The 16,047-nt window shown below is 40.5% G+C and carries 16 protein-coding genes; 8 read left to right on the top strand and 8 right to left on the bottom strand.

Translation table 11 applies throughout. The annotated features are described in order from the left end of the window. Nucleotides 1–24 precede the first annotated feature (24 nt). A complete protein-coding gene (locus ASU35_RS08805; protein WP_058352659.1) occupies nucleotides 25–501 on the top strand; it encodes an L-2-amino-thiazoline-4-carboxylic acid hydrolase in 477 nt (158 codons plus the stop codon). 64 nt (nucleotides 502–565) lie between these two features. Further along, nucleotides 566–2,287 (top strand): sigma 54-interacting transcriptional regulator, encoded by a 1,722-nt coding sequence (locus ASU35_RS08800; protein ID WP_058352658.1) that lies wholly within the window; start codon nucleotides 566–568, stop codon nucleotides 2,285–2,287. A gap of 108 nt (nucleotides 2,288–2,395) precedes the next feature. Here the strand turns inward: ASU35_RS08800 and ASU35_RS08795 are convergent, their stop codons facing one another. Together ASU35_RS08795 and ASU35_RS08790 are read right to left on the bottom strand one after the other, a co-directional pair. Further along, nucleotides 2,396–3,355: a rhodanese-like domain-containing protein gene (locus tag ASU35_RS08795; protein WP_058352657.1), complete on the bottom strand. Its 960-nt coding sequence runs from the start codon at nucleotides 3,353–3,355 to the stop codon at nucleotides 2,396–2,398. A 54-nt stretch (nucleotides 3,356–3,409) separates the two neighbouring features. Further along, nucleotides 3,410–4,327: a sulfurtransferase gene (locus ASU35_RS08790; RefSeq protein WP_058352656.1), complete on the bottom strand. Its 918-nt coding sequence runs from the start codon at nucleotides 4,325–4,327 to the stop codon at nucleotides 3,410–3,412. Between the two features lie 171 nt (nucleotides 4,328–4,498). On the opposite strand from ASU35_RS08790, the gene ASU35_RS08785 reads away from it, so the two are divergent. Further along, nucleotides 4,499–6,085 (top strand): phospholipid carrier-dependent glycosyltransferase, encoded by a 1,587-nt coding sequence (locus ASU35_RS08785; RefSeq protein WP_058352655.1) that lies wholly within the window; start codon nucleotides 4,499–4,501, stop codon nucleotides 6,083–6,085. Here ASU35_RS08785 and ASU35_RS08780 read toward each other — a convergent pair. The 5 genes from ASU35_RS08780 to ASU35_RS08760 are packed head-to-tail and all read right to left on the bottom strand — an operon-like array spanning nucleotide 6,082 to nucleotide 11,666. After that, nucleotides 6,082–6,795: an ABC transporter ATP-binding protein gene (locus ASU35_RS08780; protein WP_058352654.1), complete on the bottom strand. Its 714-nt coding sequence runs from the start codon at nucleotides 6,793–6,795 to the stop codon at nucleotides 6,082–6,084. The genes ASU35_RS08785 and ASU35_RS08780 overlap by 4 nt on opposite strands. Then, a complete protein-coding gene (locus ASU35_RS08775) occupies nucleotides 6,795–7,553 on the bottom strand; it encodes an ABC transporter permease (protein WP_058352653.1) in 759 nt (252 codons plus the stop codon). Before ASU35_RS08775 ends, ASU35_RS08780 begins: the two co-directional genes overlap by 1 nt. A gap of 12 nt (nucleotides 7,554–7,565) precedes the next feature. Beyond that, a complete protein-coding gene (locus tag ASU35_RS08770) occupies nucleotides 7,566–8,522 on the bottom strand; it encodes an ABC transporter substrate-binding protein (RefSeq protein WP_058352652.1) in 957 nt (318 codons plus the stop codon). 13 nt (nucleotides 8,523–8,535) lie between these two features. Then, nucleotides 8,536–10,536 carry a glycosyltransferase gene (locus tag ASU35_RS08765; RefSeq protein ID WP_058352651.1) on the bottom strand — a complete coding sequence of 667 codons (2,001 nt, stop codon included), beginning with the start codon at nucleotides 10,534–10,536 and terminating at the stop codon, nucleotides 8,536–8,538. Then, the gene (locus ASU35_RS08760) at nucleotides 10,533–11,666 is read right to left on the bottom strand and encodes an aminotransferase class I/II-fold pyridoxal phosphate-dependent enzyme (protein ID WP_058352650.1); all 1,134 of its coding nucleotides are present in this window, start codon (nucleotides 11,664–11,666) and stop codon (nucleotides 10,533–10,535) included. The genes ASU35_RS08765 and ASU35_RS08760 overlap by 4 nt, the downstream gene beginning before the upstream one ends. 91 nt (nucleotides 11,667–11,757) lie before the next feature. Between ASU35_RS08760 and ASU35_RS08755 the strand changes: the two genes are divergently transcribed. Continuing rightward, nucleotides 11,758–11,973, top strand: a complete 216-nt coding sequence (locus ASU35_RS08755; RefSeq protein WP_058352649.1) for a sulfurtransferase TusA family protein — start codon at nucleotides 11,758–11,760, stop codon at nucleotides 11,971–11,973. Here the strand turns inward: ASU35_RS08755 and ASU35_RS08750 are convergent. Next, entirely contained in the window at nucleotides 11,970–12,869 is a 900-nt protein-coding gene (locus ASU35_RS08750) for a LysR family transcriptional regulator (RefSeq protein WP_058352648.1), read from the bottom strand. The genes ASU35_RS08755 and ASU35_RS08750 overlap by 4 nt on opposite strands. Nucleotides 12,870–13,066: 197 nt before the next feature. Here ASU35_RS08750 and ASU35_RS08745 point away from each other — a divergent pair, with 197 nt between their 5' ends. The 4 genes from ASU35_RS08745 to ASU35_RS08730 are packed head-to-tail and all read left to right on the top strand — an operon-like array spanning nucleotide 13,067 to nucleotide 15,854. Then, the gene (locus tag ASU35_RS08745; protein WP_058352647.1) at nucleotides 13,067–13,771 is read left to right on the top strand and encodes a YeeE/YedE thiosulfate transporter family protein; all 705 of its coding nucleotides are present in this window, start codon (nucleotides 13,067–13,069) and stop codon (nucleotides 13,769–13,771) included. 28 nt (nucleotides 13,772–13,799) lie between these two features. Further along, nucleotides 13,800–14,027 (top strand): sulfurtransferase TusA family protein, encoded by a 228-nt coding sequence (locus tag ASU35_RS08740; protein WP_058352646.1) that lies wholly within the window; start codon nucleotides 13,800–13,802, stop codon nucleotides 14,025–14,027. A gap of 27 nt (nucleotides 14,028–14,054) precedes the next feature. Next, the gene (locus ASU35_RS08735; protein ID WP_058352645.1) at nucleotides 14,055–14,603 is read left to right on the top strand and encodes a YeeE/YedE thiosulfate transporter family protein; all 549 of its coding nucleotides are present in this window, start codon (nucleotides 14,055–14,057) and stop codon (nucleotides 14,601–14,603) included. A gap of 21 nt (nucleotides 14,604–14,624) precedes the next feature. Continuing rightward, on the top strand, nucleotides 14,625–15,854 hold the full coding sequence (locus tag ASU35_RS08730) for an FAD-dependent oxidoreductase (protein WP_058352644.1): 1,230 nt from the start codon (nucleotides 14,625–14,627) through the stop codon (nucleotides 15,852–15,854). Nucleotides 15,855–16,047 lie beyond the last annotated feature (193 nt).

Genomic DNA, 16,047 nt, shown 5'->3' with positions numbered 1-16,047 from the left:
TTATATTTTCAGGAGGAAAAACAAATGATTAAGAATGTACCAGAAACAAAAAGCCAGCACATCAAGGATATGAGAGGAGCTTTTGAGCATAGAGCGACATGGATGTATCTTATGTACAAGGAAGGCAAAAAAGCAGGATTAAGTGATGAATTTGCACATAAAGCAATTTTAGAATGTGGCCGTTTCCATGGGGAAACAAAATATACGCATACAGATGACCTTCATGTATTCCATAAAGAATTCATCAATGATAATGTAAAAGAAATTTTCCAAATGGAAGATACTTGCACAGATGATAAACTTAGTGTAGACTTTCATTATTGTCCATTGGTTGCAGCATGGAAAAAACTCGGTGCAACTGATGAAGAGTGTTCTGTACTTTGTGACATTGCCATGGATGGCGACCGGGGAATCTGTGAAAAAATGAACTATGATTTCTACCTTGGAAAAACAATTGCAAATGGTGAAGATGTCTGCGAAGTGAGAATTAGCAAGAAATAAGAGATATCGGCTATTATGAGTAAAACTTATGATAGCCTATTTCTTTATAAGCGGAGGTCTTAATATGAGTAGTTTACTGGGAAAAATTAGAAGCTTTGTGGATAATTTTGCAGTTGTAATTTCTGACATAGTGGATACAGATGTGATTATCACAGATTCTAACATGGATATTGTTGGAAGTAAATTCAAATATTTTTCCCTTTATAAAGATATTAAGATCGGATCTTTAATATCAGATGTGCTTATCAATAATCATAATCTCCTGATAGAAAATAAAAGGCAGATTCCAAGCTGCCGGGAATGTGAGCAGTTTGAAAGCTGTAAAATACAGGGATTTGTAGGTGTACCCATCCGATATGAAAAACAGGTGCTGGGTGTGATTGCTTTGATTCTTCCGAAAAGCAGAGTAAAAACACTGTTTGAAACCATAGATTCCACTATTACATTTATGGAAAATATGGCGGATCTGGTAGCTGTGCGAATGATAAATCATATTGAAAAAAAAGGGCTACGTCAGAAAATTTTGCAGATTGAATCAATTCTGGATCTGATGGAAGATGCGGTTCTTTATACGGATATTTACGGAAATGTTATTTATATAAATCATTCTTTTAAAGAAGAATTTTACGTTGATGCAGGACTCATTGGAAAAAATATCTGCAAAGTGTATCCGGAATTTATCCAATGGATCGATGAAAGCTATAGCGTAGAAAATTTAAAGGTTACCATCAATCATTACGGACAAAATTTTTATGGGCTGCTGAATCGGAAACAGGTAAGTATTACCGAAGGCCAATACGGCCTAATTTTCAGTTTGCGTCCTCATAAAAATATAAGTACCAATTCGCTGACTTTTGTACCAGGAACCATCGTAACACTGCCATGGCTGGAAAAATTTATGGAAAGTGAGTGGACGGAGATTGCTGCAAAATATGCAGAGCTGGATTCACATTTGTTGATTTGCGGAGAAGAACAGGCGATGAATGAATTGCTGGCAAAGGGAATTGCCAACCACTCAAACCGCAGACTGAATGCAATTAAAATTATTTATATGCAAAATGTATACAGGGATTTGATGGACAGTTATTTATTAGGAGAGTATGGTGTTGTAAGAAATATGGATGGTGGGATTCTGGTGATTGTACAGCCGGAACAGATGCCTCTTTATCTACAGGATAAATTTGCAGAGATAATGCGGACTGGAAAGCTGGAAATTTCAAGCGGACGCTTTATAGCGGTGAATGTAAGGTTTATATTCTGTACAATTATGGATTTAGGAGTGTTCGCAAAAGAAAATACTTTCAGTAAAAAACTTTATCAGATAATATCAGAGCATATACTTTGTCCAGAAACAACCATCCACAATAATAAACAGTTTTTTATGAAATACTGTGCCGCCGGACTTCGGTACTATAACAAAATCTATTGCACCCGCAGGAAGAAGGATATTGTGAACGTGTCTTTGATGGAAAGGATCTGGTCGGATTGCCGAAGTGTTCCTTTAGGGATGCTGGAAACGATTCTTGAGTGTATCGTGCGGGATGGAAGCTATAAGGGAAAAGAAATCAATTTTTATGATAAGGAATTTCGCCCAAGGATGGCTTCTGTAAAAGAAATGGAAGAGCAGCAGATACGGAGGATGGTAGAGCTTGGGTACACACGGCAGGAGATGGAAGAAATCCTGCAGATATCAAGAACAACCCTATATAGAAAGTTAAAAGAATATCATTTACAGGTAAAAAAAGCGAGAAAGGGAAAAATTTCATACCTATCTGGAAAAGAGTAAAATCACCAAATTAGAAGATTGAATGGTGTCCTTGTTCTATATAAGGAGCATCGCTTCATAACTAGATTTTAGTTATTTTGCGACACTCCCTTATAAATAGAAAATGAATTATTCTGTAACTACAGGAAGGCCTGCACCTAACCAGCCGCCTTTTCCTTCAGTACCCATACCACCTGCAAGGCTGTATGCTTCATAGCCTAACATACGAAGGATAGTCATAGTCTGGGAAGAGGTCTGTCCGGAGTAGCAGTATACGATTACTGGCTTGTCAGTAGGGATAGTGGAGAAGGACTCCTGCATACCCTTACCAAAAGGAATATTCATAGCACCAGCAATATGACCCTTAGCATAATCCTCTGCGGAACGGATAGAGAGAATGGTATAATCATCACTCTCAGCTTCCACAAGCTCTCCTAAGCTTTCCACAGGGAAGTTAAAGGACTTGAAGGTATCAGAGGTTGCCTTTGCATAGTAATCAACAATGGCAGCCTTAATTGCCGGGTCAACAGGATATTCGTCACCAGAAAGAGTTGCTTCTTCAGTAGTGATGTAATTTTCATAGTTTTCAGCAGTAGAAATACCATTATTGAAGCCACCCTGAATATTGGTAGCATATTTTCCTGCAACATTTAATAAAGCAACTGTCTGGGAAGAGGTCTGTCCGGAATAGCAGTTTACGAAAATTGGAATGTCATCCGGGATGATATCTAAGGATTCACCAACAGTAGCGTAAGGTACATTAACTGCACCCTTTAAGTGGCCGGCAGCATAATCTTCAGCAGCACGAATATCAATAATAAGCATATCCTCACCGGCATCCATCTTCGCAAATAAATCAGGAACACCAATCATGTGTCTGTCTTCCGGGAAGTTTGCAAAATAACCCATAGCAGCCTCTGCTACTACATCGGTTTCAGGAACCTCGGCTTCAGGGGCTTCGGTCTCAGGAGCAGAAGTTTCTACTACTGGAGTCTGAGTCTCAGCAGGAGCCTCTGTTTTGTTGCCACAGCCTGTGATAAGACCACAGGTCAAAACAAAGGTAAGTGATAAAGCAAGTAATTTTTTCATAAACAATTCATCCTTTCTTTGGATACTACCGCAAAGCGGCGTTAAAATTAAGTATCAGGAAGCATCTTTTTTAGAAGGTGCAGCTGCTCCATCTGGCATTTCAACAGGATTGTCAGAATTAGAGGACCATTCTAAAAAGGCTCCATCATATAGCTTGATATTCCGATAACCGGCTTCATACAGTTGTACAAAAACTGGTGCTGCACGGAAAGAAGTTTTACAATAAATAATGATTTCATCTTCAGGATAGATTTTATTTTCCAGATAATTAATTTTTGTGATTTCTGTTGTTTTAAAGGTTCCATCCGCGAAAAAGTTTCCCGTAAAGTTCATCATAACAGATGTAGGAATCTTGCCTTCCGTATAGTATTCTTCATCAGAACGAACATCTAGAAGAATTACGTTGTCCCGTGGGCTGTTTACCTGCTCTAATACCCGGGAGGAATCTACCAACCATTCGCTGGATGGTTCTCCAGCAGTAAAGACGGCTTCTGTTACAGAAGGAACCTGGTCCGTGATGGAAAGTCCGGCTGCCTTAATAGTTTCAAAACCACCATCAACGACCTTTACATTTTCGTGACCGTACATGAAGAGCGACCAAAGAAGCCGGGAAGCACTCATTTTATCTGTATCGTAAGCGATTACCAGAGTGTCATTGGAAATGCCGCTGGCACTCATGATGCTTTCCATTTTTTTCTTTGATGTCAGCATATTCTTAACAGGAACATTAATTACAATGCTCTCAGCGGGAATATTTACTGCCCCCTCAAGATGTTCTTTTCCATAATCCTCTGGAGACTGCATATCGACCAGGACAACATTTTCCTTTCCCATGTAGTCCGTAAGTTCTTTTGCAGAAACAATGAGTGAATTTTCCGTTTCTGCAAAGGTGTGGGAATTGCAGCCCGTTAAGCAGGTGGTAAACAGAGCTAATACCAAAAAGATTGTTATTTTTTTAGCAAAAGAGCTCATAAAAAACCTCCTTTAGTTGTTGGTATGTATCATTCTTGTAGTAGTAATGCGTTATCTATTTACTATTGTACTTTAGTTTTTACAAATAGAGTTATAGCATTTTGTTATATTATATATGTTAAAGCAATAACAAGAAGTGTTGCCTTGTGGGAAGGAGGGATTTCTGCTAGAATGAAAGAAATAATCAGTAAGGAAGTGGGGAAAGTGAAGGAGAAAAAAAGAGGACTTGTAGATAAACTGTTTTTTCTGTATATATTGGCATACGGCTTTTTTTCTTCTGCATTTCTGACACAGTTTCCTTTTGTACATTCGGACGAGAGCTGGCTGGCGGGATTGTCGAGAGATATGTTGACAGAAAAAAGTCTGTCAGTAACGGAGCATTTTTTCGATGCCCGCCCAAGATATCCCCATGCAATAAAGAGCTTATTTCACCTATTACAAATGGGATTTATCCGAATATTCGGATACTCTATTGAAAGTGTCCGTTTGTTATCTCTAGCAGCAGGAATTGTATTTTTGATAATATTCTACTTTCTTATTAAAAGAATAACAAAAAGAGAAAAGCTTGCCCTGGCTGTAACGGTATTGTTTAGTCTGGATGTCGAGTTTATTTATGCTTCTCATTTTGCAAGGCAGGAAATCCTGCTTGGGGTAGCTTTTATAGCAGGACTTTTTTTACTGCTGGGACAACGAGAGCCTGGTGTAATGAAGGTCGTGCTGACGGCGGTAATAACAGGGATTTCCATAGGGATTCATCCCAACAGTTTTCTTCTGGCCTGCTCCTTTGGAGCTATCCTTTTTTATCTGTTTTTACAGATAAAAAAGGATATTCTTCCTTTGGTGACTTACATTGGAGTAACGGGAGCCTTTGCGGCAGTTTTTGTTTTAATCAGCTATTCTTTTGATTCGCAATTTTTAAAGCATTATTTTCAGAATGGTGCCATGGAATTTGATGTTGATGCTTCTCTGGCTGCAAAAGTCAGTGAACTGAGGGGATTTTTTGAACGGCTATTTACAGGACAAAGCGGAACCTATTATGTGACAGAGCTTAGATTTTCCCTTTTGTTATTTGCTTTCCTTATGGTGTTTATGGGGATTTATGCTCTGGTTATGAAAAGGAGGCTTCCTGGAGCTTTGATTTCAGGGACAATGGGACTGCTTGGTGGAATGATTTTTATCGGAAGATATAACCAGACCAGTGTATTCTTTTTCTTTCCCTTTGGATATCTTTTATTGGCCTTGTTTTTAGCAGAGCAGGAGGAGAAAGGAAAAAGGTTTATTTATGCGTTAATATTGGCCGTAACAGTTTTGATATCTATAGAGCAGATAAGACCATGGCTTTCAAAGGGGAGCCATGCAGCATACCTGGAACAGATAGAAGAACTGGTACCGAAGGATTCCACAGTAATTGCCAATCTGAATACAGAATTTTATTTTTCGCAGGGCTGTTTAAGAGATTATCGGAACCTTCCTTATGTATGGAGGGAAAAGGGAATAGAGGCATATATCAAAGAAAATGGAATAGAGTATATTCTTTATTCTACTGAGCTTGACTATCTACATGAACACAGGCCGTATTTTAATGTAATTTACGGAGATATTCGTTTTGTACCGGAGCTTAAAAGGCTATGTGAGGAAAAGGGGGAGCTGATAGGAGAGTTTACCGATACAGTCTATGGCAGCAGAGTTATCGGAGTGATGGGACAGGAAAAATATAGCCATGTACTGGTGTATAAATTAAAAGAGCTGGATACTTAGGCCAGCTCTTTGATTAAGCATTCAAGAAGTTCTTTTTTTGTATGCTCTGACGGAAGATAGAAGGAAGAGATTTTTTTTGTTGTTTTATCTAAAATTCCAATGCGGTCACCTAAAGTAATTGCTTCTTCAATATCGTGAGTAACTAAAAGAACGGTGCAGCCTGTTTTTTTCGTAAGCTCTCTTACAAGGCTCTGTATACTTTGGCGGGTTAGGTAGTCAAGGCTGGAAAAGGGCTCATCCATTAAAAGAATGGAGGGTTTTAAGGAAAGGGCTCGTGCCAGGGCTCCACGCTGCTTCATGCCGCCGGAAAGGGCTGAAGGATATTGGTTTTCAAAGCCGGAAAGCCCGGTCATAGCCAGACATTCTTTTGCAATAGTCTTACCCTCCGATTTGGAAATGTCACACTTTTTTAGGGCATAAAGAAGATTTTCTTCCAGGGTAAACCAGGGAAACAGCTGATCAAAGCTTTGAAAAACCATCACTCGTTCTTTGGAAGGGGTCGTTACGGTTTTCCCATCAATTTGAATAGAACCGGAGTCGGGCTTTAAAAAGCCTCCCAAGGTTCTTAAAAGTGTAGTTTTTCCGCAACCGCTTTTTCCAAGGAGGACAAAAAATTGTCCAGAGGGAATGGAAAGAGACAGGTTATCCAGTACACAGAAAGCTTCGCCATCCCTTTGGAAGCTTACTGATAAATCTTTTACTTCAAACATCAATTCATTCCCCACTTTCTGGTTGTTCTTTTTTCAATTAGAGAAAAGAATATATCCTCAACTAAAATTCCGATAATAACAATTAAAATAATTCCGGCAAAAAGCCCTGCAGTATCCATAAAGGTACGTTTAGTTAAAATGTAAAATCCCAGACCTCCCTTTTTCCCTACAGCACCAAATACCATCTCAGCACTGATAAAAGCACGCCATGCTCTTGCCCAGCCGATTTTAAGGCCGGAGATAAGATAAGGAAGAGCATAACGAAGCCGAATTTCCAGAGTAATGGCGGTATTGCTCATGGAGAGATTTTTTCCAATATCGGTATAGAGAGAAGGGGTATTGGAAAAACCAGTCAGAAGATTTAGTAAAAGAGGCCAAAGGGCAGAGTGAACGATTATGGCGATAATAGCCGAATCACCAGTGCCAAACCAGATAATAATAAGAGGCAAAAGTGCCAGCCCAGGCAGAGGATGGGCAATGGTTGTAATGGTATCAATCAGCCCTTCTGCCAGGGGATGAAAAAGGGAGAAAAGGCTTAGTACAATGGCAAAAAAAGCGGCAAGAAGCATTCCAATGCCGATGATTTCCAGGGAGGAAAGGGTCTGTATTAGAAGGTCTCCGTGAAAAAGATCCTGATACAGTGTTTTTAATACCTCTTCTACACTGGGAAATAATAAGGGTGAAATATGAGACAATTTTACACTAATCTCCCAGACTGCTAATAAAATGGCTGCCCAAAGGAGTCTTTTCTTTTTCATAGGTGTTCCTCCTTACTGGTTTACATTGTCAAAAATAATATCTTCAAAGGCGGGTGCCCTTTTTATAAATCCGGTTTCTGCCATAGCCTGACTCATTTTTTCAATACCGGAAAGCTTCGTAGAATAGATGGTACCATTATAGTTCATCTGCTCTAAAAGCTCCTCCTCGCTAATACCGTAAACAGGGGCTAAAAGAGCTGCTGTTTCTTTTTTGTTGTTGTTAATATAAGCGATAGATTCTTCCAGGGTTTCTATAAAAGCATCATACCAGTCCCGATGGGTTTCATGGAATTTTGTCATGGCAACGCCGCTGATAAAGGTAAAAGGTTCACCCATAATATCCTCCCCGTCGGCAATGATATGCATACCATGGGAGAGCTCCTCCTGAATATAAGGAGGGGTTGCGACGTGAGCAGCAATTTCTGTATCGGAAATCAGAGCATTGGCCGCATCCGGATGTGACATCGATACGGTCTGGTTATCAAGGCAGTGAGCATCAGAAAGCTCCTTTTTAGCCAGCATGCAGAGAAGAACATGCTGGGTGCAGCCAGGAGAAAGAATGGCAATCTTATCTTCCGGAGTAAAGTCTGCAAGGCTGTTAAGCTCAGGACGGTCAGTAACGATGGCTACCTGGTTGGAGCTGATGCCTGTTGCATATTTCCAGTCCATGCCGTTGTCAATGCCAACTAAAACAGGACTGATACCCATAAAACCAAAATCGATTTCACCGTTTAGCATGCCTTCACGAATGGCGGTCGGACCGCCAAACTGCTTCCATTCGATAGAAACACCGGGAAGCTTTTTTTCCAGTATGCCCAGCTCCTTCATAATATTTAAGGGAGCATAAGCAATGCCAAACTGCTCGGCGATGGTGAAGGTTTCCTCCTTGGCATCCTTAGAGGAGCAGCCACTGAGAGAAAATACTCCCAGGGCAAAAACAATAAAAAGTAAAAATGTACGTTTTTTCATAGTCGCAAATCTCCTAAATTTGTATTTCATTAAAGGTTTGGATAAGATTTTTTCCATTTTCATCTAATACCTGAAGCTGCTTGTAAAAGTCCTTGATATCCCGGGCGAGGCTCTCTTTCGTACCGACAAGGACAGCGTGTCCAAAGCGGGCGGTTGCATTTTCCATTACAGGAATCTGACTGCCTTCTGCGTAGTTAAAGCCACAGTCCAAAACGTAAGGAAGGGATAAAAGCTTGTCTTTATCTGTAATATGTGCAATCCTTCCTGGATGGCAGAATAGCAGTAGAACAAAAGAAGCTTTTTTCCCAGTATCACAACGAAAATCCGGTGTCAGCGGAAAGGAAACAGGATAGCCTAAAGCTCCGTCGATTACGGCATCCAGGATGGAAAAGCCTGTAAGATACGGAATTGTTACATCCTCAAAGGCACCACCGATACGGCAGGCCAGTTCATTTACGAAAATTCCCTGTCCACCAACCAGAAGCTGGAGATAAAAGGGACCGTTTTCCAAAGAAAATACATGGGTAAGCTGATCGCATACAGTCTTGATTTCCTCATAGCGGTTTATATGTATGGAAGGAAAGCGGTGACCAATACAGACACCAATATGGGTAGTATCTGGATATAAAAGCCGGTCTGTTATTGTTAAAATAGTAAGGGCACGGTTCTTTATCCAGCCGCTTACCGTAATTTCATCACTTTCGTAAAATTCCTCTACCAGAGCCATATCCTCTCTTGAAAAGGAAAGGGTTTCAGGGAGCCTTTCAAGGACGGCTTCCTTTGTGTATAGTTTAAAAATACCCCGTTGTCCCTGGGAATCCAGAGGCTTTAAAACATAAGGCGGCTTTAAGGTAAATTCTGCCGGATTTCCTGCGGTATCGTAAAAAGTGCCTTCTTTGGAAAGAAACAGGTATCTGGCAGTTTTTATATTGTTTTGCGAAAGAAGTTGTTTCATTTGTTTTTTATTGGTAACAGAACGTGCTTTAGCTTCTGTTAAAAAACTGGGAAGACCAAGAGCCTTAGCTGTCAGGGCAGCAGTTAATACCGGCTGGTCAGTACCTAAGGTCATGACGCCCTGGATGTGATGGTGCTTTGCCGCTTCGATACAGGCTGGAGCATCAAAAGTGCTGACTGGTTCATGTATATCGGCAAGCTCTTTTGCTGGCGGATTTTTTGTATAATCAGCCAGGATTGTGACTATGGAGCGTTCTCTTGCCCGCTCAAGGGCATGAAGCTGGCAGTTGGAGCCACCCAGAACCATAAGTTTTGGCGAGATTTCTTTTATTTCATACAAATTGTTACACTCCTTTTTTAAAAAAGTAGTCAGAGCGGAAAGGGGTGTATAGTATACAAGCAGCTTTCCATATAAAATAATAAGTTTTTTTAAGCTATAGCCGCTTTTACCAAAGCAACGAGCAGGCTTTTGATAAAATAGATTTCCTGTCTGCAGGTCTCTGCCGTTTGCAGGATTTTTAAAAACTTCTGCAGAAAAATAGAAAAAACAACCATGAAAGGAAGCTGCTTTTTTTGCTACCTCACCAGTCATAATACGAAAGCTTGACACCTTTGCTGTGGGAAAGAAAAAATCACGAAGACGACTTCCCAAACATCGAAGCAGGCTTTTGTCATGATTTTCCGGTAGAGCATAGACGAGGTCAAACCCCTCGGAAAGCTTTCGGTATAGAGCCGGAACAATCTCTGGCGGGTGTTGCAGGTCGTCATCCATGGTGAGAACTGCCGGATGACGGCAGGCAAAACGAAGACCACACAAAACGGCATTTTGCTGGCCTGAATTTTTGGTCAAAGTAATAAGCGTGACCTGTTTTCCTGAACAACGCTCCTTTAAATAGGCAGAGATGTTAAAATCAGCACTGTCATCTACCAGATAAACATGGTAAGAGCAAAGCGGAGCTAAAATTATTGAGAGCTGCTCCAGTAAAAGCCGGACGGTCTCAGTAGAGCGATAGACAGGGATGACAATTCCCAGGGTTTCTATTTTGGGTGTATTGTTCATCGCTTCTTCCCCCAGTTTAAAAGGATGTCACATATCTCCTCCTGCTCCATCGGGGTAAGAGCCGTATGGAGAGGAAGGCGAAGAAGGGTTTCATAGGTACGCATACTTTCGGGAAGCTCCTCTGGATGATAGCCAAGCTTTTGCCCCATCGGAGAAGCGTGAAGAGGAACATAGTGAGTTCTGGCATCTATGCCCTTTCTGGCTAAAAGAAGGCGTACCTCCTCCATTAAGGCAGGAGTAGAAAACCGTAGGTAATACAAATGACCGTTAGGCGTACAGTAATCCGGTATTTTCATCTGTTTTGCGAGTCCCTTTTCTTCCAGTGGCTTTAATAGAGAAATATAGGAAAAAAGCCGTTCCCGCCGGTAATCAGAGATGGCTTCTAGTTCTTCCAGCTGGGAAAGTAAAAGAGCACAGGACAGCTCATTTAAAGGAAAGCTAGTACCCTCCTGCCGCCAGGTATAGCGGTCACACAGGCCGTTTAGAAAGGCCTGGCGGTTTGTGCCGTGCATCTGGTAGATGCATGCTTTTTCAAAAAGTTCCGAATCCTGGCAGAAAAAAAGGCCGCCTTCGCCACATATAATATTTTTGGTAGAATGAAAACTGATTCCGGATAAATCACCCTGGATTCCCAAGGGCTCATTTTTATAAAAAGAACCAAGACTTTGAGCAGCATCTTCAATAAGAAAAAGTCCGTTGTCTTTGGTAAAGGGATATAGGGTGTCATAATCGCAGGCAATTCCTGCATAATCTACAGTAATTACAGCCTTTGTCCGGTTAGTCATTTGGTTTTTTATTTCATTCAAAGTAATATTCTGGGTCGCTGGGTCAATATCGCAAAAAACGGGAGTCAACCCTTTTTGCAGAACGGCATTAGCGGCAGATGGGAAATTAAAGGAGGGAAGGAGAACTTTGTCGCCAGACTCCAGAGGCATTAGAGCTATAGAAAGCTCTAATGCAGAAGAGCAGGTTGGAACAAGAAGGAGATTTTCTCTGCAAAACAACTGCTTTAAAGCCCCCAGGGCTTGACGGGAGAAGTTACCGCCGGTTGCCAGAGAGCTTTTTAGACAAGCTGTTATGTAAGCTGTTTCATTTTTTCCGTGAAATGGACTGTAAAATGGAATTCTCATAGGATGTTTCCCCTTGCCTTTGCAGAAAGTTTATTGCTGTAGCTTCCCTTCCGTGTTAAAATAAAACTATATTGGGAAGAGGAGTGATTTTTTGAAAGAATTAAACTGTTTGGGTGATATGTGTCCTATACCGATTATGAAGCTTAAGCAGTGTAAGGAGTTTAAAGCCGGTGAGGAGCTTAAGCTGATTACAGACCATTGCTGTGTTGTGGAATCTATTACCGAGTATTGTAAAAAAAGCGGTCTCAGATTCGAGATTGTAGAGCCTATGAATGGTATCTGGGAGCTGTATGTAAAAAGAATCTAACAGATATTCTTATTTACGTTGTGAATAAGATACTGGATAATTTCTTTTTGTGTGGTTCCCAGAGAACCCTCCTTTGTCCGGTAAATGGAATGGACATCATAATTTAAATTAAAATCAGGAAACTCTATAATCTGGAGCTCCTTCATATAAACTTCTTTTTTTATTGCCATATAAGGTAAAAAAGCCAGACCGTGACCGGCAATAACGGCACTTTTTACGGCTTCGGTTGTATTTAAGTGATAATTGATTTTAAAATTCTCTGTTGTACAGCCCTTCTGCTTTAAATAATTGTACACCAGTCGGTAAGAGCTGAAATTTTCATTCAGCATAATCAGAGGATACCTTTTTAAATCGTCAAGGGAATGAATGGATTTGATATTATAACCGGTTTTGGCAACCAGATAAATCTTATCTACAAAAGCATCATTACATACAATGTCATCATCCCTGCAGTTTCCTACAATAAAGCCTAAATCTGCCTGCTCATTGCGTATCTGGGCGATGACCTCATTGGACGGAAAACCATTTAAGGTAAAAGAATAGTCCGGGAACTTCTGGTTTGCTTTATACAAAATGCAAGGCAGAGCATAATCACAGATAACTGGAGAGGCGGCAATACGAAAGGTAACCTTGCTGGATTTCAGATTGTCAAGTTCTTCGCGGAGATTATCATAGCTTTGCATAAACTGGAGGCCGTATTTTTGCATAATTATGCCAGCCTTTGTAAGCTGGATACCACGGTTAGAGCGTTCAAACAGCTTAACCCCCAGCTCTTCCTCCAGTCGTTGCATTTGAAGACTTAAAGCAGGCTGGGATATATGATTTGCTTGTGCGACCTTAGAAATACTCTTTTCATTTGCTATTTTGCAAAACATTATAACATGCTCTAATAACATGATTTACCCCTCTCTTTATATTCCTATTATTTCTCATTATACAAGATTACAAAACTTTATACAACTATTCAAAACCTTTATATTGAAAAGGTATACAGTATTAGAATGTTAAATAGTCAAAAAAATAACAATATGATATACTTAAGCTAGTAGTGAAGCGTTATAATCCTTAAAAAGCAAAATAAGGAGGTATCTTAATGCCAGAAAATGTAGGTGAAACACAAACTACACAGACATCTACAATCCGCAGAAGCAATAGTAAACGGAAAAAGAAGAAAAATCAGCTTCCGATTGGCTTTGCTGTCTTTGTGCTGATTGTAGCTCTTGGTATTTTTCTTGGTTTAAAGAATGGTACTTTGGCACTGTACTGGACCTTTGGATGCTGTTTCGGATTTATTTTGCAGAAGTCTCGTTTTTGTTTTACTGCCTCTTTAAGAGACCCTTGCATTACCGGATCAACTTCCGTTACCAGAGCAGTATTGATTGCATTGGCCATTACAACCATTGGATTTACCGCAATTAAATATGGAGCATTTATAAACAGCGGGACAATTCCGGGACAGAGCTATATTATGCCAATTAGTCTTGCAACAGCAGTAGGCGGTATTATGTTCGGTATCGGTATGGTTATCGCAGGAGGTTGTGCTTCGGGTACCCTGATGCGTGTAGGTGAAGGCTTTGGTATGCAGATTTTAAGTCTGTTCTTTTTTGTCATTGGTTCTCTGATTGGTGCAAACCATATGGGCTGGTGGACACTTCATTTTAATGCAACAGCACCTAAGATTTTCCTGCCGGATGTATTTGGCTGGGCTGGAGCTGTGATTCTACAGCTTGCTATTATTGGCCTTTTATATATTGCGGCAGATTTATATGAAAAGAAACGTATGGGAAATAACGAATAATAAGTTTAAATTTAGGAGGAAAAAAATTATGGCAGAATTTACAATTGATTGTTTAGGAGAAGCCTGTCCGGTACCTTTGATGAAGGTTCAGAAACAGATGGAAAAGGCAGCAGTTGGTGATGTTATCATTGCTCAGATTGACCACAGCTGTGCTATGAAAAATATCCCTGAATGGGCAAGAAATAACGGACATAACGTTGAAATTGAAGAAGTTGATGACGGTGAATGGGAAATCGTTATTGAGAAAACAAATTAATAGAATCTGAAAGCAGGTGTTCATAAGTTGAAGGCTTTTTGGGATAAGGTAAGTAAGAATCCTTACTATATTAAAATTTTCAAAAATCCATTTACATATGTAACCGGAGCGGTATTGTTATCTATTTTCCAGATTGCGATTTTTGCGAGTACAGGTTCTCCTTGGGGAGTATCCGGAACCTTTGCAAACTGGGGTGCGTGGCTTTACCGGCTTGTAGGCGGCAATGTAGATAAGTGGTATTATTTTTCCAGCGAGGGAGCACAGGCAACCTTAAATAACGGAATTTTAAACCACACCGGCTCCTGGCTGAACTTTGGTATTATCGCAGGAGCGTTGCTGGCAACACTTTTAGCCTCTCAGTTCAAGTTTAAAAAGATTAAATCCCTAAAGCAGGTTGTAGCTGCTGTTTTAGGTGGACTTTTAATGGGCTATGGTGCAAGACTGGCAGGTGGATGTAATATCGGAGCATTGTATTCTGGTATTGCTTCGCTTTCTCTGTCTGGCTGGGTATTTGCTTTCTTCTTGCTTATCGGAGCATTTATCGGAAGTAGGCTGCTGGCAAAATTCTTTATGTAAAGTTAAAAGGCGGGTTTCATAATGAAGAAAAAAATAGAAAAGTATGACGTTGTTATTATTGGTGGTGGTGCTGCAGGTCTAACAGCGGCAATTTACTGTGGCCGTGCAAGACTAAATACTCTGGTAATCGAAAAGGCTTTAGTAGGCGGTCTGGCTACCTATACGAATGAAATTGAAAATTATCCGGGTTTTCCGGAAGGTTCTACCGGCCTTGGTCTTATGGAGCTGTTTCATAAGCAGGCAAAGAAGTTTGGTGTTAAGTTTAAATTAACCGATGTGCGTGGCGTAAAGCTGGAGGGAGATACTAAGGTGGTTGAAACCTTCCGTACAAACTATGAGTGTAGGGCAGTTATCATTGCTTCCGGTGGAAAGCCGAGACTTACCGGTGCTCCAGGAGAGGCTGATTTCCTGTATGACAAGGGTATTTCCTTCTGTGCAACCTGTGATGCAGCAGCTAATACAGATAAGACCGTTATGGTGATTGGTTCCGGTGATGCAGCGATTGAAGAGGGTATGTTCCTGACAAAATTTGCAAGCAGAGTTATTGTGAGTGTTATGCATGAAGAGGGCAAGATGGATTGCAATGAAATTGCAAAGGGTGAAGCTCTGGCTAATCCTAAGATGGAGTTTATCTGGAATACCATGCCGTATGAGTTCCGCGGTGATGCAGAGCATCTTAGAAGTGTTGCTCTTAAGAATACAAAGACAGAGGAAATCATCGATGTACCTGTAGATACCTGTTTTATGTTTATTGGTTATGTACCAAATACCGAAATATTCGAGGGTATGATAGATATGACCCGTCAGGGCTATATTCTGACAAATGAGAGGATGGAAACCAATATTCCTGGTGTATTTTCTGCTGGAGATGTAAGAGAGAAGTTCTTAAAGCAGGTTTCTACTGCAGTTGGCGATGGTGCAATCGCTGGTTATGCAGCGGAGAAGTACATTGCTGAGAGTGAAGTATTTGAAAACCAGATTATGGATAAATCCATGCCGGGTATTTCCTATATCTGGAATGCAGTTATTCCTAAGAGCCGGGAGCTTCTTCCTGTTTTTGAGGAATTTGAAAAGAAGCACCAGGGTAAGGTAAAGGTAAACCGTATTGATGTTTACAAGTCCAACGGTCTGGCGGTAAGACTTGGTGTATCTGAGGTTCCATGTGCTGTAGCGATTAAGGATGGCGAGATTATTGGCAAGCTGACAGAAGGTATTTGTGTAGAAGCACTGGAGAAGCTGTTAGGAATTTAAAATAGGAAAGACAGTGTAGAAGGCAAATATGCTTTTTATACTGTCTTTTTTGTGGCAAAATGTGATTGTACTTGTTATATCTGATTCTCATTTGTACCAATTCGAATATATTCCACTCCTGCAAACTGAATCAGCACGACAAACGCATGAATGAATAAATTATGAACACCCCCGTCCAGATTTTTGATATAAT

Source organism: Acetivibrio ethanolgignens, from assembly GCF_001461035.1.
Taxonomy (GTDB): domain Bacteria; phylum Bacillota; class Clostridia; order Lachnospirales; family Lachnospiraceae; genus Velocimicrobium; species Velocimicrobium ethanolgignens.
Note: the sequence above shows the minus strand (reverse complement) of the source record. Positions and strands in the feature narration are given on the sequence as shown.